This window comes from Candidatus Glassbacteria bacterium, assembly GCA_019456185.1.
Taxonomy (GTDB): Bacteria; Gemmatimonadota; Glassbacteria; order GWA2-58-10; family GWA2-58-10; genus JAJRTS01.
Genome location: VRUH01000012.1, coordinates 31,047 through 52,309 on the forward strand (window position 1 = coordinate 31,047; position 21,263 = coordinate 52,309).

16 protein-coding genes, 1 tRNA gene and 1 pseudogene (1 of these 18 only partly in view) are annotated in these 21,263 nt (G+C 58.9%); 3 read left to right on the forward strand and 15 right to left on the reverse strand.

The features are described from left to right. Positions 1–23, forward strand: a pseudogene (locus FVQ81_06525) (CvpA family protein) (it extends 427 nt beyond the left edge of the window). Between the two features lie 142 nt (positions 24–165). Here the strand turns inward: FVQ81_06525 and FVQ81_06530 are convergent. The 12 genes from FVQ81_06530 to FVQ81_06585 form a co-directional block, all read right to left on the reverse strand. Then, positions 166–888 (reverse strand): lytic transglycosylase domain-containing protein, encoded by a 723-nt coding sequence (locus FVQ81_06530; GenBank protein MBW7996214.1) that lies wholly within the window; start codon positions 886–888, stop codon positions 166–168. Between the two features lie 615 nt (positions 889–1,503). After that, the gene (locus FVQ81_06535; GenBank protein MBW7996215.1) at positions 1,504–3,822 is read right to left on the reverse strand and encodes a GWxTD domain-containing protein; all 2,319 of its coding nucleotides are present in this window, start codon (positions 3,820–3,822) and stop codon (positions 1,504–1,506) included. A 138-nt stretch (positions 3,823–3,960) separates the two neighbouring features. Continuing rightward, entirely contained in the window at positions 3,961–5,259 is a 1,299-nt protein-coding gene (locus FVQ81_06540) for a TRAP transporter large permease (GenBank protein MBW7996216.1), read from the reverse strand. Between the two features lie 14 nt (positions 5,260–5,273). Further along, positions 5,274–5,804 (reverse strand): TRAP transporter small permease, encoded by a 531-nt coding sequence (locus FVQ81_06545; protein MBW7996217.1) that lies wholly within the window; start codon positions 5,802–5,804, stop codon positions 5,274–5,276. Positions 5,805–5,887: 83 nt separating this feature from the next. Continuing rightward, complete coding sequence (locus FVQ81_06550) at positions 5,888–6,871, reverse strand: TRAP transporter substrate-binding protein (GenBank protein ID MBW7996218.1); 984 nt, start codon at positions 6,869–6,871, stop codon at positions 5,888–5,890. A gap of 399 nt (positions 6,872–7,270) precedes the next feature. Beyond that, complete coding sequence (locus tag FVQ81_06555) at positions 7,271–8,221, reverse strand: hypothetical protein (protein ID MBW7996219.1); 951 nt, start codon at positions 8,219–8,221, stop codon at positions 7,271–7,273. Positions 8,222–8,325: 104 nt separating this feature from the next. Continuing rightward, positions 8,326–9,321 (reverse strand): PorV/PorQ family protein, encoded by a 996-nt coding sequence (locus tag FVQ81_06560; protein ID MBW7996220.1) that lies wholly within the window; start codon positions 9,319–9,321, stop codon positions 8,326–8,328. Between the two features lie 85 nt (positions 9,322–9,406). Then, a complete protein-coding gene (gene porU, locus FVQ81_06565; protein ID MBW7996221.1) occupies positions 9,407–13,429 on the reverse strand; it encodes a type IX secretion system sortase PorU in 4,023 nt (1,340 codons plus the stop codon). Next, complete coding sequence (locus FVQ81_06570) at positions 13,429–13,590, reverse strand: Trm112 family protein (GenBank protein ID MBW7996222.1); 162 nt, start codon at positions 13,588–13,590, stop codon at positions 13,429–13,431. Before FVQ81_06570 ends, porU begins: the two co-directional genes overlap by 1 nt. Positions 13,591–13,627: 37 nt before the next feature. Next, complete coding sequence (locus FVQ81_06575) at positions 13,628–14,632, reverse strand: GTPase Era (protein MBW7996223.1); 1,005 nt, start codon at positions 14,630–14,632, stop codon at positions 13,628–13,630. A 71-nt stretch (positions 14,633–14,703) separates the two neighbouring features. Continuing rightward, positions 14,704–14,779 (reverse strand) — tRNA-Lys (locus FVQ81_06580). A 208-nt stretch (positions 14,780–14,987) separates the two neighbouring features. After that, entirely contained in the window at positions 14,988–15,182 is a 195-nt protein-coding gene (locus FVQ81_06585) for a hypothetical protein (protein ID MBW7996224.1), read from the reverse strand. Between the two features lie 160 nt (positions 15,183–15,342). On the opposite strand from FVQ81_06585, the gene FVQ81_06590 reads away from it, so the two are divergent. Next, on the forward strand, positions 15,343–16,275 hold the full coding sequence (locus FVQ81_06590; GenBank protein ID MBW7996225.1) for a hypothetical protein: 933 nt from the start codon (positions 15,343–15,345) through the stop codon (positions 16,273–16,275). Beyond that, a complete protein-coding gene (locus tag FVQ81_06595) occupies positions 16,276–17,271 on the forward strand; it encodes a DUF362 domain-containing protein (protein ID MBW7996226.1) in 996 nt (331 codons plus the stop codon). Between the two features lie 54 nt (positions 17,272–17,325). On the opposite strand, the gene FVQ81_06600 is transcribed toward FVQ81_06595, so the two are convergent. The 3 genes from FVQ81_06600 to FVQ81_06610 are packed head-to-tail and all read right to left on the reverse strand — an operon-like array spanning position 17,326 to position 21,240. Then, complete coding sequence (locus FVQ81_06600) at positions 17,326–18,174, reverse strand: rhomboid family intramembrane serine protease (protein ID MBW7996227.1); 849 nt, start codon at positions 18,172–18,174, stop codon at positions 17,326–17,328. A gap of 13 nt (positions 18,175–18,187) precedes the next feature. Further along, positions 18,188–20,506, reverse strand: a complete 2,319-nt coding sequence (locus FVQ81_06605; protein ID MBW7996228.1) for a YfhO family protein — start codon at positions 20,504–20,506, stop codon at positions 18,188–18,190. Next, positions 20,503–21,240, reverse strand: coding sequence for a glycosyltransferase family 2 protein (locus FVQ81_06610; protein MBW7996229.1), 738 nt, complete (start codon positions 21,238–21,240; stop codon positions 20,503–20,505). Before FVQ81_06610 ends, FVQ81_06605 begins: the two co-directional genes overlap by 4 nt. Positions 21,241–21,263 lie beyond the last annotated feature (23 nt).

The following is a 21,263-nucleotide window of genomic DNA, read 5'->3' on the forward strand; positions in this document are numbered from 1 at the left end:
AGGGTACAGCTATCGCATTGTGAACTCGCTGAAAGACGCCGGCCTGTTCCCGGAACTGCCGGACCTGAGCAAATAGCGTTCCGCCATCCGGCAAAGTAACCGACAAAAAAACCGCCGCTCCGGTTTGTGGAACGGCGGCTTGGCCAATCCAATTCATTCCGCAGCTTAAAGCCTCGTATCCAGCACGCGCCGGGCATAGCCGTTGGCGGGATCCATTCCCAGGCTCAACAGCTCGTTAACCCTGCCCCGGCCGCGGTTAAAGGCCAGCAGAGCCAGCCTGATATCGCCGCGGTAGTAATGCAGATGGTCCTTGAGATGGCGGATGCCGATCCGGATATTATAGGCCGGATCGTAGAGTTTTTTACGCGTTGCGCCACGGTCGATTGTCAGCGCGGTGCCGTAGCGCACCTGCATCAGGCCGATCTCACCCACCAGGCCGACACAGTCGGTGACAAACCTGCTTTCCGTGCGGATAACCCTGAACACCAACTCGGGATCGACCTCCTCGTCCACGCTGATATCGTAGATCAGGCGGGCGAGCTGGAGATCGGCGTTGAACATGTTGGCGAAATGCCTCATCTGTTCATTGAGCTTGATTTTACCGGCTTCCAGAACAGCCAACTTGTGCCAGGCGGCCACTTCGGTAAGCTCGGGGATCTCGTTGCGGTTGATCGCGCTTCCCGCGGCGATCATCGTTTCGGTGGAGACCGATCCGGGCAGGCGGTACACGCCGAGCACCACTGTGACCATCAAAGCCACAGCGCTAATCATAAATACCAGATTACCGAACCTGGCCAACATGCCGGCGCCGCCGCTCTTTACACGGCAACCTCTCAGACACTTGCGGGTCTGGACGTCTATGTTGTTATCCAGTTTCCTTCTTCCCATTGCTGTCAACTCCTGATGAATCGGGCTCAAATCCGCCCGGTTTGTAATCCCGCTAGCTGGCGGACAACTTGCTACCACTGTTTCTCAAGTTATTGTTGCAGAATCTATGCCATAAAAAAAGCAATCTTTCCTCGATGAACTCGAAAAAGTCTCTCAAAAAAAGATTGCTTACCGTAACCGGTTATCTTAACCTGCTGAAAGTGAATCAGCCCGAAACGATATTCCCGATTTTACATCTTTGTAATTTTATTACACTTTTTTTCCAAAAAAGTTGCTTTAAGATAAACTTTTTACCATCTTTTGTCAAGTATAAACCATGTTTTTTAATACAAGTGCTCTTCAAAGGGATTTTATAACAACTTAGGGAAAGAAGAGAATGTTTTGAAAGGCGAATGGCGGTATTACTTTCACACGACGGTCGATTTTCTGGTAACGGTGGCAATCTTTGCCCTGATATACCTGATTGCCTTAAAAGTAATGTCCAATATCGGCGCCCTCCTTAATATCACTACGATCTGAGCCGGAAAAGCTCTGCAGCGCGCGACAACCCCTTCAATTGCTCTGTTTTGCCGATAATCACAGAATAAAGCAGCCGCCTGGCGCCAGTTGAGAGGCCTATTTACTGATGATAAAAGTTACGTCCTTGGTGGATACCTGGCCGGAAACCATGTCTTCGGTAGTGACCAGCAGGTTGTACTGGCCGTCGACATAGGCGGATGCGTCGATAGAGATATAGATCGGGTCGATATTGCCGGGGCGGCTGATATCGTGCTCGAAAGTGGTCACCACCTTGCCCACCTCGTTGCGCACCCCGATAAAGCGCCCCAGGGTATTGATAATCCGGCGGGCTGTGCTGAGATCCCGGCTGCTGGAGCTGACCAGGTAGTCGACCTTGATATGCTTTGTACCGGTCGAGTCGGGGACGAGGTTGTAGAGCTCGTAATAGACGTAAACCGGCATGTCGCTCTTGAACGATGATGACGGCAGCGGCGTGATCCGGTGGCCCCTGAGATTGAACTTGCTCGGCTGGTTGTCCTCAACCACGCTGGTGGCCAGGATCAGGTCGCTGAGAGACAGGCTGTCCTCGCTCCGGTAGCTGTCGACATAGAAATTGCTCTTGTAAATCTGCATCAGGTTGGTCCGGGTCTGCTTGAGGCGGGCCGCCATATGGTAGTAACCCGGCGCGATCTGCATCGAAAGCAGGTCCGGGATCATCGCATCGCGCGAGGGGATGAAATTCGGGACCCTGTATGTCTTGGAGACAGTGGTCCGCTGGACTTCCTGCCACCACGAGTCGTAGAGCACCACTTCCAGCTCCACGGGCACCTCGACTGTCCCGAACGGATCGGGGACCTTGATCTGATCGGTGGGCAGGCCGAAATACACGCCCAGGGCGCTGAGCGTGTCCGGGCCTTTGAGCGAGACCGGAAAGTAGTAGAAATTCATCGGCTCTTCCTCGAACTCGTGCTCATAGGTCTCGGTCACCTCACCTTCGGTGAACCCCCGCTCTGTCAGCAGCAGCTCGTCATGGAACAGGTCCTGAAGGTACGTGCGGCGGGCATACTCGAAACTCCCGCCCTGAAAGTTGTGGACTTCGTTGGCGAGCTGATCGTACTTCGGATGGATTTCGGCCCTGCTGCGGAACAGCTCCTCCACGTTACGTCCGCCCATGCTCATTTCCGATTCGATATCCGGGATCAGGGCCTCTTCCAGGCTGTAGGCCATCCGGTAATAGTTAACGCGGGAGACGAAATGGTACATCAACGGATTAGAGCGGTTTTTACTGTAAAGCCAGCTGATATTGTCCCTGATCGCCCAGTTGCCGCTGAGACTCGTTTTCTGGTCCGGTTCCCCGTGCTTGATATAGACCCTGCCCCGCTCATCGTACCCGGGCCGAAGCGCGCTGTAATACTCCTTGCGCACGTAACGCAGGCGGCGGTAATGCTCCACCAGACGTTCGTTTCTGACCGTGGTCGGAGTCGGGTCCTTGCGGCCCCAGAACGAGATCAGAAAAATTCCCTTGCGCCCCGTTGGAGTAAGCTCGAACTCGCGGCGCTGGTCGCTGGTGGTCAGGTCGCGAAGGTCCTGGAACATTTCCAGCGCCAGGTTGTCATCCATCACCCTGGCGGCGCTGAAATAGGCCTCGCAGGCCAGGTTGTCGTTCTCCAGCGTGAACAGTTCCTGGGCCATCATCACCCGCTGGCGGGGCGTAAGGTTATCGATCCCCGCCTCCTCGATCTGAGCGAACAGGTCGCGGGCCAGGTCCTCATCACCGGTGTGGGTATAGATCCTGGCGAGCTGGAACATGATCTCGCTGCGTTCGCCGTGGAGGTCCTGCATCTCGGTCAGGAACAGGATTCCCCGTTCGAGGAATCGGTCGTTGATATAGGCGTCGCAGAGTATGTTGAGCGTTCCCATCTCATCCGGGGCTGTCTTCACCAGGCCTTCGAGAGTATCCCAGAAGTAGCTCTCTCCATACTCTTCAAGTTCGAACCTGTCCGCTGCCAGCGCCCTGTAATAGAGCAGTTTACGGCTTTCCGGCTCCAGTTCCCCGATCTGCTCCAGGGTGTTTAGCATGTTTTTCTCTTTGTTCCGGATCAGATAGACCTCGCACAGACCCAGCAGGGCGTCCATGTTCTGTTCGTCCTTTTCCAGGGCTTTTTTGAACGATTTTTCGGCGTCTTTCTCATCTTTCAGGTTCAACTGGGCCTTGCCCAGCATCACCAGCACCTCGGCGGTGGCCTCTTCGCGCTCCAGCCACTTTTTCATCGCCTCGCGGGCGCGTTTCCAGCCCTTGTTCTCCAGGGCCTCGAGCGAGAGCTCGTACAGTTTTTCGCTGGACAGAGTATCGGCAAACTCGGTCTGGGCGGCCAGATTGCCGGACAAAAGAACCAGAACCAGGGTGACAGATCCTATGGGGAACCGGAAGCTCATCTGCGGAAACCTCTCGGGTACTGGATATTAGATCGGTGGACAGTTCGCGCACTACTGTTAATACACATTACGCGGAAAAATGTTTGGGGCAATATAACAGCGGACAGGGCGCGCGGCAACCGGGATGCGGCTGAGCCGTTACTTGTAACCGAACGCCTGGGGCACCAGCAGGGAGATCTGGGGCAGATAGGTGATCAGGAACAGCACGATTATCATCGCTACGAAAAACGGCAGCAGCGGCCGAGTTACCTTGCCGATACTGGTTTTGGCGATTGAGCAGCCGACAAACAGGCAGGTGCCCACCGGCGGAGTGCAGAGCCCGATACAGAGGTTGAAGATCATCATGATCCCGAAATGGATCGGGTGCATGCCGAGTTCGAGCACCACGGGCAGGAAGATGGGGGTGAAGATCAGCACGGCCGGAGTCATGTCCATGAACGTGCCGACAATCAGCAGCATCAGGTTGATGATCAGGAAGATCACCACCCGGTTGTCGGTCAGGCCTACCAGGAACGCGCTGATCGTCTGGGGGATATTCTCGTAGGCCAGCACCCAGCTCATCGCCACCGAGGTCCCGATCAGCAGCATCACCACCGCCGTCGTGATCCCGCACTCGAGCATGATTCCCGGCAGGTCGCGCCATTTGACCTCGCGGTAGAGGATCACCACCAGGAAGAACGCATAGGCCACCGCCACTGCGCTGGCCTCGGTGGCCGTGAACACCCCGCCGATAATCCCGCCGAGCACCACCACCACCAGCAAAAGGCTGAGAACCGCCTCCTTGAACTTGACCAGGAACTGTTTGAAACTGCTTTTCTCACCCTCGCCGTAGCCCTTGCGCCGGGCCACCAGCCAGCAGACGAACATCAGCCCCAGGCCCATCAGGATCCCCGGCAGGAACCCGGCCAGGAAAATCGCGGCCACGCTCAGGCCCCCGGCGGCCATGCTGTAGACGATCATGATATTCGACGGGGGGATCAGCAGGCCCGTGGTCGCGGCGGTGATCGTGACCGCGGCGTTGAAATCGCGGTCGTAGCCCTTGCGGTTCATCACCGGGATCATAAACCCGCCGATCGAGCTGACAGCGGCCACCGCCGAGCCGCTGATCGAGCCGAAGAGCATGCTGGTGACCACGTTGACAAACGCCAGTCCCCCGGTAAAGCGCCCCACGATCGTGCCGGCGAAATCGATCAGCCGCCGGGCCAGCCCTCCCCTGCCCATCAGCATACCAGAGAGGATGAAAAACGGGATGGCCAGCAGGGCGAAACTGTCGATACCGGTGGCTACGCGATGGGCCACCGTGACGAACTCGGGCCGCCCGCCGATTGCCCACAGGGCGGCCAGGGTCGAGAGGCCGATACTGAAGGCGATCGGCACGTTCAGCAGCAGCAGGACGATAAACACTGCAACCATCACGATTAACGGCAGGTATTCCATCCGTCGGACTCCAGTTATTCTATCGGCACATCCATCCGGCCGGTCTCGGGCATGCGCTCCACTGTCCGGCCGGAGAGTAACTTGATCTCATCGATGATGAACTCAACGGCGTACATGGTGATGAAAAAGCCGCTGATCGGCAGGGCCAGGTAGACATAGCCCATCCTGATTCCCAGCGCCGGGCTGATCTGGTTGGTCATCAGCACCACGGCCACCATCTTGATCCCGCCGAAAAAGAACACGCTCATCGCGAAAAAGATAACGCAGCAGAATACGAAAATAGCCGTCAGCCGTGCCCAGCGCTCGCTCATGCGGGCCACCACGATATCGATCCCCAGGTGCGCCCCGCGGTGCAGGGCCACGGCCGAACCCAGCAGGCCGATCCAGATCAGCAGGAAAATCGCCAGCTCCTCGGTCCAGCTGCTGGGATCGCGCAGCACGAACCGGGTAAATACCTGCCAGATCACGGTCAGCGTCATCGCCAGCATGGCGATCCAAAGGCCGGTTTCAAGGCTTTTATCGAGCAGTTTTTTCAGTGTGCGCATCTTTTATCGCTATCTTATATGATGAGCATAACGTCTTATAAGTAATCGTGTTATATGATAACGCCTAAAGTTCTGCATCAAGCCTATTGCACTGCCCTGATTCTCTTTACCAGTTCCTCTATCCGTGTCCCGGCGAACTCGTCGTAGAGCGGCTGGACTTTCTTCATGAACGGCTCCTTATCCGGCACGCCCACCTCCACGCCAGCGGCCCGGACCTCGTCCAGCGACTCGGCCACCATCTCGCCCCAGATTTCCCGCTGGTATTGCATACTCTCATCGGCCGCGGTCTGGATCATCTCCTGCTCTGCGGGCGCCAGGCGGTCCCAGACCACCTGGCTCATCAGCAGCACATCGGGGATAGTGGTATGCTCGTCCAGGAAATAATACGGGCAGACCTCGTAGTGGTGCGAGGTATAGAACGACGGCGGGTTGTTCTCGGCCCCGTCCACCACTCCCTGCTGCAGCGACGTGTAGAGTTCCCCCCAGTCGATAGGCGTGGGCGAGCCGCCCAGGATCTGGATCGTCTTAACAGCCATGTAGCTCTTCTGGACCCTGATTTTCATCCCCACCAGGTCGTCCGGGTGCCTGACCGCCTTCTCTTTGGTATAGAAACTCCGGCTGCCCGAATCGTAGTAGCACAGGCCGCGCAGGCCCACCGAGGAACCCGCCAGCAGAATCTCCCGGCCCACCGGCCCCAGGAACACGTCCCACGCGTGCTTGGTATCACGGAACAGGTACGGCAGCGAGTAAACGCTGTAGGAGGGCTCGAAACTTTCCAGCACGGCCGCGCTGATCTTGGTGATATCGATACTGCCCAGCTGCACCATCTCGATTGACTCGCGCTCGCTGCCGAGCTGCTCGCTGGGGTAGATATCGATTGTCATCGACCCGCCGGAGAGTTCCCGCAGGCGCTTTGACATATATTCCATCGCGTGGTGCACGGGATGGATCACGTCGAGACCGTGAGACAGCTTGAATCTGGTAATACGCTGGGAGGGACCGCCGCAGGCGGCAAATACCAGGAACAGCACTAGGGGCAGCAGTATGATTCGGCGGAAATCTTTCATCCGGATCCCATGCAGTGTGCGAATGCGCTCAACTGTAGCCGTGACGAGGGCAGGACTTGAGTGAAGTTACATGGGGGGATACAACCAGTCAAGAACTTCTCATGCGGCCCGGAAAGATTCATCTCGCCGCAAATACTCCCGCTTTACTAGGAGCTGTTTCATAACTGGAGTTTTATTTCAAACTTTCGCCCATTGGCAGGTAAGCCCAAAAACACAACCCCCTGTTTCCCCCTTTTCTAAGGGGGACTAAAACCGTATAACCCTATCCACCGTGCGAAAAAGCCTGAGACCGGACAATTCCCCCTTAACAAAGGGGGTGCCTGCGTAGCAGGCGGGGGTTGTCCCGTTTAAAGTTATGAAATAGCTTCTAACTAAACTGTTTGGGGGAGCGAAAACAGATCAAAATTCCCGCCCCACGGTCAGCATCGGCTGGCCCGCACCGGCCGGAGCGCCGGCGGGACTGTGCATCCGCAGCTCCAGACTTACTCCCGCCCGGCGCAGGGATTCGCTGTTGCTGAGCCTTTCGGTAATCAGCACGTCGAGCACGCTGACGATATGGTTGGCGATCAGTGCGGCGATGAAATTACTGCGGCTGCGGTAGCTGCTCTCCGAACGGTCGAACAGGCGGTGGTATTCCGCGTTTTCAGCTTCCAGACCCGTCCAGTCCCAGTTCAGTCCGCGGGTGTATACCTGCTGTAGATACAAGTCCAGGGCCGCCTGCTCCTCCGCGGCGCTCAGGGGAACCGGAAGGCCGCCGCTGGTGCCGGTGTAGTTGTTGATCATCGCGATATCCCACTGGTGACCGTTATAGGTGCGCGGATCGGTTTCCGGCTGGATACCCGGCTGGTCGGGATCGTTGTCGTAATCACCGCTGGATTGCCACTTGAGCAGGTCCTCAAAGTACTCCCCGTAGCCTTCGGCCATCAGGTCCACATCCTCGGTGGGATTGTTGCGCAGCCCCGGATAGACGAAATTACCGCGCGCGGCCCGCGCCAGATTGACGTAGCGGTTCTTGTACGACTTGCCCCGCGAGTTGAGCAGCACCAGGCCGCCAACCGCGACGCCCTCCACCGCGAAATACGCCCAGGCCCGAGGACGGCCGTCCAGGAACTGGGGCAGACCCGGTACAAGCACTCCGAGCAGGAGACGGACCCCTGGGCTGAGCCGTCGCTTGGAACTGTCGCTGTCACGCTGCCGGAAGGGGCCTTCCTGCACGGCATCGGCATGCCGGCCCATCTCCAGCCGCCCGGACAACGGCGCTTCCCTGCGGGGACCGTTCTGCTGCTGAGCCGCGGCAAGCGGCTGCAGGAAGACAGCGATAGCGAGTAGCGTAATAATATGTGTGCGCATGGTTTCCCGGCTCGATAGTTAAAAAGACAGGACGCTCGAACAGGTTGCGAAACGAACCCGGCGAGCGCCCTGTCGTTTTGATAGCGGAACTCTATGGCGGCGGCTTAGAAGCTGGCCGACACCGCGTAGAATGTACGGTCGCTGAGCGGGTTGACTCCCAGCTCGCGGGCGATATCGAAACTGAAACCGCGCCAGTCGAGGCCGAAGCCGATCAGCGCGCCGTTCAGCTCGCCTTCCTCGCTGAGATAACCGCCGCGGAGCCCCAGCAACATGTCTTCCGTGGCCTCGATAGATAACTCTGTGCCCAGGAAGAAACCGTCGTTTGCCGGGTTGCCCACCAGGAAGCGCTCGTAATCCGCGCTGAGCAGCAGGTTGAACCGGTCCTGCTCCAGCAGGTGCTTGAGGATGTTGTAGCCGACTCCGACCCTGATCCTGCGCGGCAGACGGTCGGACTGGTACTCGTTCTTGAACTGCATGTTCGGACCCAGATCAAGCAGAGCCGCGCCGAACTGCACAGGCACCTCTTCCAGGGGACGGTACAGCACGCCGATATCCACCGCCACGCTGGTGCCGATACCGCCCTCCATACTGGAGAGCTTCTCGCGGATATACTTCATCGACACGCCTATATCGATCTTCTTGTTGAACTTGGTAGCGAAAGAGCCGTAGATCATCCACAGGCTCTGGTCATCCAGACCGGTCAGGTCCTGGCCGACGCTGGTCACCTCGCTGGCGCCCAGGTCCCAGAGGTTCATCGTGAGAGCGAACGTGCCGATATCCTTGATCGGCATACCGATGCTGAACAGGTTGAAACTGATCTGGTCCTCGACCTCGCCGCCGGAGGGATCGCTGACCGTGAACGAAAAGCCCTCGTAACGGGAAAAGTAGAACGAGGTGTTCTGGACAGAATTCAGCCCGGCCGGGTTCCAGAGGATTGCCGTCAGGCCCTCGGCCACACCCGTGTACGCATGTCCCATCCCGATCGCCCGGGCTCCGTTTTTCTCCGCGAACTCTTCCTTGACCCCCTGAGCATACGAGGTATGCACCGCTAGCGGGACCAGAGTAATTACGGCAGTTAAAGTCAGGAATTTCCTTAACATCAGGTATTGCTCCTTCCAGGGGGAAGTTGTCCTTTATTCAAATCAGGTGCTGCTAACCAATACACACAGCCTGTTTATTCCGTTGTCAGCGACTAAGTAGTGCTTTACCGACGGCTTCCACCTCCTCTGAGGATGAGATATCTGTCACGCTTCTGCAGGTAATCTTATACAAATATACCCCGTTGGCAACTTTTTGTTGATATTCATCCGTACCGTACCAGTCCACCATGTGGAACCCCGCCGTCGGTGCGAAGGTTCGCAGTTGTTTGACCGGCCGGCCGGCGACAGTAAAGATTCTGATCAATACTTCCGCTGGCTGAGTTAGCTCGAAACAGATCGATGTTTTTTCACTGAACGGGTTCGGGTAATTCACCACATTGCTCAGCGCCAGCCCGGCGGCACTGTCGGTTATATTGAGCATCAGTTCGAGCCTGGACGAGTTGAGCGCGTTATCCACCGCCCGGAACAGGAAACTGTGCAGTCCCTCGGGCACCCGGCTCAATGCTACTTCGGCCGTTCCCTGCTGATAGCTATCCCGGTTGTAGCTGAACAGTCCGGTCAAATCCGCCGACCAGGTCGTCCCCCCGTCCACTTCCACGGTCAGTTGTTCGCCTGCCCTGCCCGTGGTGTTGATCCCGCTCTGATCGCTGAGGGCCAGCAGCAGCGTTTCATTCCGGCTTACCCTGTCTCCGTCCGAGAGTTCCCTCCCGCCGCTGAGCAGTCTTATCTCGGGAGCGCTGGTATCGCTGCTGGCGCCGCCGGTGAGCGGCAAAGCCAACTGTTCGCTCGCCCCGGCTGCATCGGTCGTTTCGCTGGTGGCGTAGACACTGAACAAGCCGGTCGCCCCCTGCAGGCTGTCCAACGGCAGTTCGCCCGCCAGCCTGAGCGGCAGCACGAATGCTCCCGAGAACGCCCCCCCGGCTACAGTGACCGGCCCGTCGAACAGCACCGATGGCGTCCGCTCGAACGATACGTTCCTGCCGGTAAGTCCGCTGGAGCCGAGGCACTGATAGGCAATATCTACCGGCCTGCCGGTCAGCAGGAATTTCACCTGGGCCACACCCGAAAAACCGCCGTCAACCCCGCCTCCGGGCAGGCCGACCGTGCCGCTGAATTCCACCTTGCCGCCCGGCGCGAGTTGCTGACCAGGCTCCGGTGAAACTGAGATATCCCTCGAAGGTCTATGCAAGATCAATGCCGGATCGCCGAACACGGAGTAGCGTTCCGCGTTGCCCCGGTCGCCCGCGGCCAGGTCCCACCTGCTCTGCAGGTGAATCATCCCCAGCGGCAGCGGCTCGTCAGCGAACAGGTACTCCACGAACTTCTGGTTGAGCACCTGGTTCTGGAACGCGTAAGTCACCCTGGTGCCCGCGAAGACAGCAACCGCCCCGCCGCCGCTCTTGAGCAGGATCCGCTCGGCCATCGCCTCCTCGCGGTAGTCGTCGAAATGGCCGATCGAGCACGATGAGTTGAGCACCAGCGGCAGACGGTAGCCGTTGTTCAGCAGGGCCACGTCCCGCTCCCCGTCGAACACGCGCTCCTGGGCCCAGTGGAGGTTGCCGCCGTGGCCGAGGTAGTTGACTAGCAGCGCTCCCCTGTTCCACCAGTTAATCAGGTCCTGGTTTGCCGCGGGCTTGCGCGTGCCGATCTCGGGCGGATCGAACCGGTAGCTGTCGAGATAAATTTTCCTTCGGACAATCCCGACCGGGATCAGCGAGTCCAGCTTCTCCGAGCCGGGGACATGGTTTAATACGAAGTCGCAGCTGCGGCCCAGCACGTAACCGTCATCGGCAACCAGCACGATCCGCCTGCTCCATTCGCCGGCGTCCCGGCCTTCCTCGTAGGCGGCGATCTTATCCAGGACCAGCTCCGCCTCGGCGGGTGTCTTGACCGGTATCCGCCCGGTGGCGATCTGGGGAAGGCCCGTTGAGTCGAAGCGGACGAACCACTCCTCGACCGCAATATCCCGGGTATCGACCCAGGGCGGAACCAGGTTCGGCCGGGACCTGCCGAGCGATGTCACTCCGCGGTAATCCACATGCCCGTCGCCGAAAAACACCACGATCTGCGGCCGCACCGGCCAGTTGGTATAGGCATCGAACAGGAAATTGCGAATGGCTACAGGGTCCGCAGAGCCGAGCGCGTACTCCGCGTAGATATCCTCGACCGCAACCACCGCCGTGCTGAAGCGCTGGCTCCGCATCCGGGCCAGCTCACCGGCCTGTTCAGCCAGCTCGCGGGGAGCGATAACCAGGTATTCCGCGCCGCTCAGCGAGCTCAAGGCGGCTGGCTGGTATGGACGGACATCCACAGGTTCGCGGTAGCCGTCATCCGCAACAGCGATAAACGAACGGGTCAGGTTCGATGTAAAAGGAGGAGCGTTGTATACAGCCTCGGGGCTCTCGCCGGGAATTACAGCAGGCTGCCCGGAAACGGTAACTTCATACAGGGAAAGCTGCGTAACTCCTTGTGCGGTAAACCGGTATGACAGGGCAGTGAAATTGCGCCGCTCGTGAAAAGCAAGCTGGCTGCCTGACACCAGCTCCAGCGGCAGCACCGCCCGCAGCTCGAACCAGCCCAGATAGTGCCCGCGCGCGGCCAGGGTAAAACTGTTGCCCGTCTCGGCGAGCTGGCCCTCGGCCAGCTCGAACCACTCGCTGGTTATTGCGACCGGTTCTCTGTTGGTGCGGCTTTGAACAGTGCCGCCGTTGAGGGACACGGTCCAGTTGGACGGGTATTGCAGCCCGCGGCCGTAAAGCTCGAACCGCAGGCTGTGCGTTCCGGCCGACGGAGCCGCGGGCAGCGCGAATGTGCGCGAGATCAGCCCCGACCGATCCGGTTCGAGCACCCAGCCCCAGTAGTCCGGGGCGGGATTGACAGACCGGCCGCCAAGCTGTTCCAGGGCCAGGTACTGCGTGTTGTCCTCGTAGTGCAGCCAGCGCTCGGCGGCGGTCGACGGCTGCCCGCCCGAGGTATTCCCGGCTGCGGTGGCTATCCTCATCACCGAAGCCGGCGAACCTCCCCAGGTCAGCCAGTAGGCCGCATGATTTTCGTAGCGGTGACGCTCATACGAGACAGCTCCCGCAGGAAAAGTTACATTAAAGCGGTCAGTGCCGCGGCCGTGGAAGATTATCCTGTCGGATGCGTCAAACCGGCCGTCCCCCCCATCGAGTACGGATATCGCCACTTCCTCCAGCTCCGGCCCCCGGCCGATATTACTCTCCGCCAGCATCCTGTTGCCGCCGGTCAACAGCCGCATTGTCGCAATTTCCACCTGTCCCGGATCGACTCCGGCACTTTGCAGGCTGCTTCCGCTGAGGGCATACATCCCGCTGCTGTCGATCCGGATTTCGACCCAGTTCGCACCGTTGCCGAACGGCCCGGCGGCCAGCAGAGCCGTCGCATTGCCCCCGCTGCCGCGCCACCCGACAGCATCTTCGTAATTCAGGATTACATTCCGATACAGGGTCTCGTACAATTTTTCGCTGCGGCCACCTGCACTGTACCCCGGAAACTGTGCGCTCACCTTAAACTCAAGTGACACCTGTAGTGACTCTGTTACCCGCAGAGTACCATTTTTCATGTTCCAGGCGAATGGCCGGACAATGATTTCAGCGACCGTGAAATCGCGCAGGCGGGCCGGGCCTGAGATTTCAACGGCGCGGGCATTCACCCCGCCGGCGTTGATTATTTCGGCTGCGTACTCCGTGGCGGGAACCGGGTTCCGCTCGCCTGTTACAATCGGCTGTGCCGGGAGAAGGTTACCGCAGTTAACAGTCCGGCTGGAGAGGATGTTCCAGTTGGTATTCAGGACAGCGCCGGGAGGAACGGCCACGGTGGCCTTGAACAACGGAAGTTCCGGATGGCCTGCCCGCGGAGTAACCTCGCCGCCGGCTGCCTCGATCCGGTAAAACTCTCCGGCGCCGGTCTCAACCGGCACAAGCCGCCAGGCCGGCAGACGAAAAGAAAGCACCACCCGCGAGCCGCCGCCGCCAACCAGGTCAAAAGCAGCAGTCCGGCACGGAGACTCGCCGGCCGTGGCCAGCACCATCAACAGGACTGCCGCCGGCATGGCCTGCACTATGCGGCTGCGGGTCAGTTGGGCCATCAGAATGAACGGGCCTCGTCAATCAGCATGATCGGAATATCATCCTTGATATCGTAGATCAGGCGACACGCGTTGCATACAAGCTCGTCCTTCTCCTTTTCGTACACCAGTTCGCCTTTGCACTTGGGGCAAACCAGGATTTCGAGCAACTTGTCGTCCAGCATAACGCCTCCCGTTTGTAGCGTTGGTTGCGGATTGTTACAGCTGGTTTCTGTCGAAGCCGCTGTCCTGTAGAAAAGGCAGATCCTTACGCCACTTTGCACGGACCTTGACCCACAGCTCCAGAAACACGCCGACACCCGTAAATTCCTCTATCTTTTTCCGGGCATCCCTGCCGATCTGCTTGAGCTGCGCTCCCTTGCGTCCGATAATGATTTTTTTCTGGCTCTCGCGCTCCACATATATCAGCGCGCGGATATAGATTTTCCCGGCCGCGCGTTCCTTGTACTCATCCACCGCCACGGTGGTTGCGTATGGAAGCTCATCGCGGGTGGACTCGAAGATAGTCTCGCGGATCAGCTCCGCGGCGAAAAACCTCATCGGCTGCGAGGCGATCTGCTCAGGGTCGTAAAGGAACGGTCCCTCCGGCAGCCTGCCTGCTATCTCCCCGAGCAACTCCTCGACACCCTCGCCGTGCAGGGCGCTGACAGGTACGATCGCCTCGAAGATGCCCGAGTTGTCGAAACGCTGAATCAGCGGCAGCAGCGACTCTTTCTCCACCAGATCGACCTTGTTGATCACCAGCAGGCGCGGCACGTCGAGACCGCCAAGCCGCTTGAGCAGCTCTTCCAGTTCCGGGTCGTGCCTGCTGCGCGCCTCGATCATCACCACCACCAGGTCCGCGCCGCTGACCGCCTTGAAACTGGCCCGGACCATGAATTCCTGCAGCCTGTCGCGCGGGTCGATAACTCCGGGCGTATCGATAAACGCCACCTGCCAGTTGTCCCGGCTGAGGATACCCAGTACCTGCTGGCGCGTGGTCTGCGCCTTGCGGCTGACAATCGAGATTTTCTGACCCAGCATGGCGTTGAGCAGGGTGCTTTTGCCCACGTTGGGCCGTCCGGCAATCGCCACGATCCCGCTGCGGGTAACCTTGCCGCTGTCTGCGCCTGCCGCCTCATCGAGCGCCACTGCCGCACTCTCCCCGGGTGAAGGTAACGCGTTCAGATAAGATACGATGTCGATATTACACCCGCACGGCATCGGGGGCAAGGATTGCCAAAAATCGCGCACCCTGCGCTGCTGAAAATCAACATAATCATCAGGAAATAAAATGGTACGCCGTCGGGGAATCGAACCCCGAACCTACTGATTAAGAGTCAGTTGCTCTGCCAGTTGAGCTAACGGCGCACTGAATCGGACAAGAATAAGGTTGGATTAACCTCTCGGGAAGGGAATGCCGTTTCCTTTAACTGCCGGACTGGCCGCGAATATAACAGCTGCGGCAATACCGATCAAGTTATTTTTTACCTGCAGGCCGGCACACCGCGGCGCTTGCCTCGGCGGGTATTCAGGTTTTAACTGGCCGTTTAAAGGAAAATTCCGGCGGGAAAGTCGTTCAGGCGCTTCTGGAGAGGTTTCCTTTGGAGCGGCCGGCTTCCTTGGCCATCTTCAACGCTATCGTCGAACAGCAGTCCAGGCAGTTAAACAGGGCCAAAAAGTGCTCCTTGGCGGGCATTTCCTGCTTGCCGAGGAATACCAGGTGCTTGTGCTTGCACATGCTGTTATCCTTTTTCCGGTCGTCCGTTTTCATGGTCAACTCACTTAATACTTTATCAGTAGCAATAACTATACCAGTTGACTCTTGACTGGTCAGGCCTGTTCCACTAAGATTGTTTTCAGGCATTTCGACGTTTCCGCAGTCTCCAACTCGCTTTGGTTCCGGGAAATTATTGTCCGGGAGACGGCCCACAATGTATTTGACCGGTACAGTTCAGGTTTTATTCAGTCCGCTGCTGACAGGAGTCTTTTTAACCGCAGTGCTGGCTTGTAGTTATAGCGGCAGCGAAGATCCGAGTATCGACGATTTACGCTCCTTTGCCGTGCCTCCCGGCAACTGGGCTCAGGATGGAATCGATGTATTTTACGGCCCCGCAAACCTGCACGAATATGTCAACGGCGGTGCGGAACGGTATCTGGGTTACGGGTTTTCCGGCCTGTACATCGCGGATTTCACAAACTCGTCAAAACAGGGCACGCTGCGAGTTGAAATCTATCTGATGGATAACCCGGCCAACGCATACGGGATTTTCTCCTCCGACCGCTCAGGCCGGGACCCCGGCGGTATCGGCAGCGACGCCGACCTGGGCGACTACCTGCTCCAGTTCTGGCAGGGACCATGTTTCGTCAGGGTCCAGGATATCGATTTGTCGGGCGGACTGGGCGAGGAGTTGGCGCAGTTCGGCAGGAAAATCGGCGCCGCAATCCCCTTCCCGGCAGGCGAGGGCAGGCCCCGGCTGCTGAAAGCCCTGCCGTCCGAGGGTGTCGTCGAGGAAAGTATCTGCTACTTCCATACTCATATCTCGCTGAACAGCTTCGTCTACCTCGGCGACAGCAATCCGCTGAATCTCGGCATGCAAACCGGGGCAGTGACAGCCGAGTACGCTCTCGGCCGGAGCAGCCGGAAATACTGCCGTCTGGTACTGGTCCGCTACCCTTCTCCGGATGACGCCCGGAAGGCGGCGAGAGCGGTCAAACTCTCTCCGGAGGCTCAATCGGCCGGACTGGTTGACATATCTACGGCCGGAAACCATCTGCTGACAGTATTCGGGGATGCCCCGGCAGACTGGTTCAATCGAATTAAACTGGAAATCGCTGATACACTTTCCCGGTTTCAGGAGGAATAGATGAGCGCCAGCGAGGAACGGAAAAATATCGGCCGCAGGGATTTTATCCGCCATGGCGCCGCAACCGCTGTCGGCCTGGGGATTGGCCTGGCAACGGAATCGCGGGCACAGAGTGACCACAAAAGCAAAAAAGATACGCGCTCGCGGGTGGTCCTGGTCCGCGATGCGGCGGCGATGACGCCAGAGGGTCAGCGCGAGAGCGAGCTGATGGGCGGGATGCTGGAACGGGCGGTGTGCGCCTATACCGGAGAGCAGGACGGCGTGAGCGCGATCAGGCATTTTATCAATCCCGGGGACACAGTGGGCATCAAGATGAACGTGATGATGACCGCCACTCATCCCGAACTGGTGGCCGCGCTTGCCCGTCTGCTGGTCAGGGCAGGCGTCAGTAACGAAAAAATTATCGTCTGGGACCGGGACAACGCCGGTATCGGCGTGAAAGGAGCCTACGAGCGGAAGATGCATTACGGGTTCGGCGATAACTCGGTGAGCCGGATCATAACCGAAGAGGCCACCGCGCTGATCAATATCCCGGCTCTCAAGAGCCACTGGCTGAGCGGAATGGCCGGTGCGATCAAAAACTGGTGCGGCGCGGTGACGGCGATCAACGTCCGCGACTACGACACCCCGTTCCCGATTCACGGGGACAGCTGCGCGGATCTCGGCATGCTGGGCGCTATCGATTCGATCAGGGACAAAAGCCGGCTGGTGCTGCTCGACTGCCTGCAGCCGCTGTTCGAGGGTGGTCCGCAGGTGAACCCGGCCTACCTGTGGCGCTACGGCGGATTGATGGCGGCCGAAGACCCGGTGGCGGTGGACACGCTATGCACGAAACTGCTCCAGGCCAAGCGCGACCGGCATCGCGGCCGCCCCTGGCCGATCAACCCGCCGCCGAAACATGTCCCGTTGGCCGACACAAAATGGGGCCTTGGCGTCGCCGATCCGGAACGGATTGACCTGATAGCCCTGGGAGAGGAAAAAGACCGGTTGATCTGACCGGCTCCTGACTTGCAGGGATGCAACTTGTTTGGAAGTTTATAAACGGGAGAATCAGTCTTCTTTCCTGCGCCCCTTGCGGCTGGCGCTTTCGAGGATTTTTCTCTCCCGCTTGCTCAGGCTTTCGATCCCGCTGCAGCTGATCTTGTCCAGGACTCGGTCCACTTCCTCACGGCCCTGTTCCTCGTGTTCCTGCCGCTGTTCGACCAGCCTGATTCTCTTGCGCCGCCGTCTTTCGTAGAACTTGTCACTGATCGTCGAGAGGCTCCAGTCCTTCTTGAGGTAGATATAAGCGATCAGCATGCCGGACAGGTGTGCGAAATGCGAAACGTTGGATTGAAAAGGCATCAAATACAGCTCGATTCCGGCCAGCAGCAGGACGAAATACTTGGCGGGGATCGGAAAGATCAGCATGAACAGCACCTGACGGTTCGGGAAACACATCCCGTAGGCCGCCAGCACGCCGAATATCGCGCCGCTGGAGCCGATCAGCACCTGGCCCGGACTGCCCGCGTCGATAATCAGCGGCAGGCCCGAGGCGAACACGGCATAGAGCAGGCCGACCACCGTGCCGATCAGCAGGAAAAACGCACCGAACTCACGGCTTCCCCAGTTTCGCTCCAGTTCTCCGCCGAACATCCACAGCGCGAACATGTTGAACAGCAGGTGCCAGAGGCCGTCGTGCATGAAGATATAGGTGGTGAACTGCCAGATCGTGAAATACCCGGTCACCATCGTCGGGGTAAGCCCGAATGTTCTGATCCAGAACGCGCTGCCCGCCGCCAGAAACAGCTTGCCGATCAGGAACGAGGCCGTGCTGATTATCAGCACGTACTTGACGAACGGGGTGAGCGACCCGCCGAAACTGTAGCGAATTCCCTCGTATGACGGGTTATACCGCACTGTCTTCTCTCATTCAGAATTTTCCCAGTTTAACCGACACAGCCCCCGCAACCAACAGGCCGGCCAGGCTGATCAGGCTCAAAAACAAGCCTGTCCGGAACTTATCCGATTCGTAAGCGAAACGCACCTCGTGGATTCCGGCCTCCAGCGCCACCGCCCGCAGGGCGTAATCGGCGCGAAGCATTTCAGCCGGCCGGCCGTCGACACTGGCGCTCCAGGCCGGATAGTGCCACTCACTCAGCACCAGAACCGCGTTTGCGGCGCACTCGGTGCGCACGACAATTTCTCCCGGCGTATATTTGACAACTTCGGCCGCTGCCTGTCCTGCTGCCGGCGGTTCGCCAGGCTCGATACCGGGATCGCTTTCCAGGACGACTTCGGACTTGTGATCGAACCCGGAATCGTTGAGAGCGGCCAGAATTTCGCCGTCCTCCCCGATCACCCGCCAGTTGACCGCCATGAACGCGCGGGGCAGGTAGCCGCTGCGCAGCTCCATTCCCATCTGCTGTTTCTCTTGGTCAATATAGATCGCGTACTTGACATTCATCAGGTCGAACCGCCGCTCCCGGGCGACATCTTTCAGCCTGCGCTCGAGCTGAAGGGGGTTATAGCCCTCGATCAGGAACAACCGGTGAATGCTCCCCTGGTTACGCCGCAGGACCATCGCGCCCGGGTTTTCCAGGCTGCGGGCATTGATCCTGAACAGTTCCTGTTCCGCATCCCGCCGGAAGCGGCGCACTGCCGAATTGTCCTGGTACAGATCGGTGGGGGACCTGCTACCCGAGATAGACGGAACCCCGAACCAGTACAGTTCCCCGAACGCCGCCAGACATACGGCAAGGCCGAGCCAGGCTGCCCTGCGAGAGTCTCTCCCGAGATACCAGACAGACGCCAACAGCAGGAATGCCAATAATACCCAGCCCGCCGACATTATCACCGCGGTCCGGGAAATCATCGCCAGACGGGGGTCGTCAAGCCCGCTGCCACCCCAGACGTAGGCCAGGGCCAGCACAGCGCAGATTCCAAGCAGGATATAAAACAGGCGGCTGCTGAAAAATCCTGTTGCTTTAGCGTTGATTTCGACGGCCAGCATGGTCCAGCCGTGGGCCGCCAGCAGCGCCAGACCGAGCGAGGCCAGACCCGCAAACCGTCCCGGGTGACGGAATTTACCGAATCCCGGAGCGACGTGGAAGAACAGTTTGTAGAGCAGACCGTACCTGCCCAGGGCCAGCCACAGGCAGATAAATGTCAAGGCCGCGGCAAACGCCAGGTGACGGTTTCGCCGGGCTCCCTTGAGGCCGAACAGAGCAAGCGCCAACGGCAGGATACCCACGAACAGGCAGGTCTCCCAGAAAGAGCCGTAGCCGCCGGCCCAGTAGGTGTTCTGTTCAGGGTACTGGGTGCCGAAAAAGCGCGGGGCAACCAGTTTCAGCAGCATCCGCGGCTCCAGCGAGTGCTCCACGGACGCTTCGTAGCTCATCTCGCTGCGGGGGGTGTACTCGGCCAGCTCAGCCGCCGGCAGCCATGACACGAGGTTCAATCCCAGTGCCGCCGCGGTGATAAAACCCAGCACCGCGGCTCTGGTGACCGTCGCGGATCTGCGCCAGCCGGCGGAACGGGCGCTGAAAATCTCGTTAACCAGCCAGTAGAGGGCGAGGACATAATAGATGTAAAGCGTGTACTGAGGATAGCCTCCGGCCGTACTGACCGCCAGTACGGCGGCGCAGATGATCGCATAGCGGAACTTGCCGCTGCCGAGCGCACGCTCGAAGAGTTCGAGCACCAGCGGCAGCCAGATGAACACGAAAACAAAATTGGTGTGGATCGCATGGGTCACCAGATAGCCGCTGAAGGCGAACGTGATCGCACCCAGCAGCGATCCCTGCTGATCGGCGCCGGTGAGCCTGAGGAAGCGGAAAGTAAAAAAACCGGCCAGGAAGAAATGGAAGACCTCGATAAGCTCCAGCAGGAGATAGCTGCCTGTCTGCCCGCCGGCCAGGAGGGAATGGATGAGATTGAACGGGTAGAGCACGGCGGTCTGGATATCGGCGAAAAACGGCTGGCCGCCGAACACGTAGGGGTTCCAGAACGGGAACTCGCCGATCGAGAAACAGTAAGCGGCAAACATCCGCGCCGGGTGGGCGAAATAGAGGAAGTCTTCCCAGAGCCAATTACGGCTGGATGGCGAAAAAAGTCCCCAGAAGAATACGAGAGTCAAAGCGGCGAGCAGGGCGTATGGAACGTACGAGGGCAGAGGGTCGCGACCGGGTTCAGGTTGGCTCCGCCCGTCGTTCCTGTTACGCCCGGGCTTGCGATTGGCCGCAGCATTCACGAGGAATAAAACCCCTTTCTGCTGTTTTGCCAGATCCTGATCAGTTCGCCCAGGCTGGTGAACACGTGTTTCCAGAGCTTGACCCGGGTGGCCTCGTCATTGTACCACACTACCGGGACCTCGCGGACAACGTAACCCAGGCTGCTGGCCAGGTAGATAATCTCGGTGTCATAGCCCCAGCCCCAGATTGTCTGGCGGCCGAACACCTGCTCTACCGCCCGGCGGCTGAAGCACTTGAAGCCGCAGGTGAAATCACTCACGTTCAGGCCCAAAATCACGTTAGACAGCCAGGTGAACACTTTGCCCATGTTCTCGCGGTAGAACGGCTGGTGACGGACCACCGTGGCCTGGGCCACCTTGCGCGTACCGATGATCACGTCCTCGCCGGCCTGCATCAACGGCTCGAAGCGCTCGAGCATCTCGATCGGCGTACTCATATCGGCGTCGGCGAACAGCACGTACTCGCCCCGCGCCGCCAGCATGCCGGTTTTTACCGCGTAGCCCTTACCCCTGTTGGGTTCGTAACTGATCACCTCCAGGGGCACTCTCCTGCCGCCGTAGGATTCCGCCACCCGCTTCGTATCGTCCGTACTGCCGTCGTCCACAACCAGGATTTCGACCTCGTAGGAACGCTCGCGGCAGTAATCGATGATCCCCTGCAATGTCTCGCCGATCCGCGGCTCTTCATTATACGACGGAATTACCAGTGAGAGGTAGGGACGATTCTGACTCAATTGATCCGGACTCCGCTAGTTTC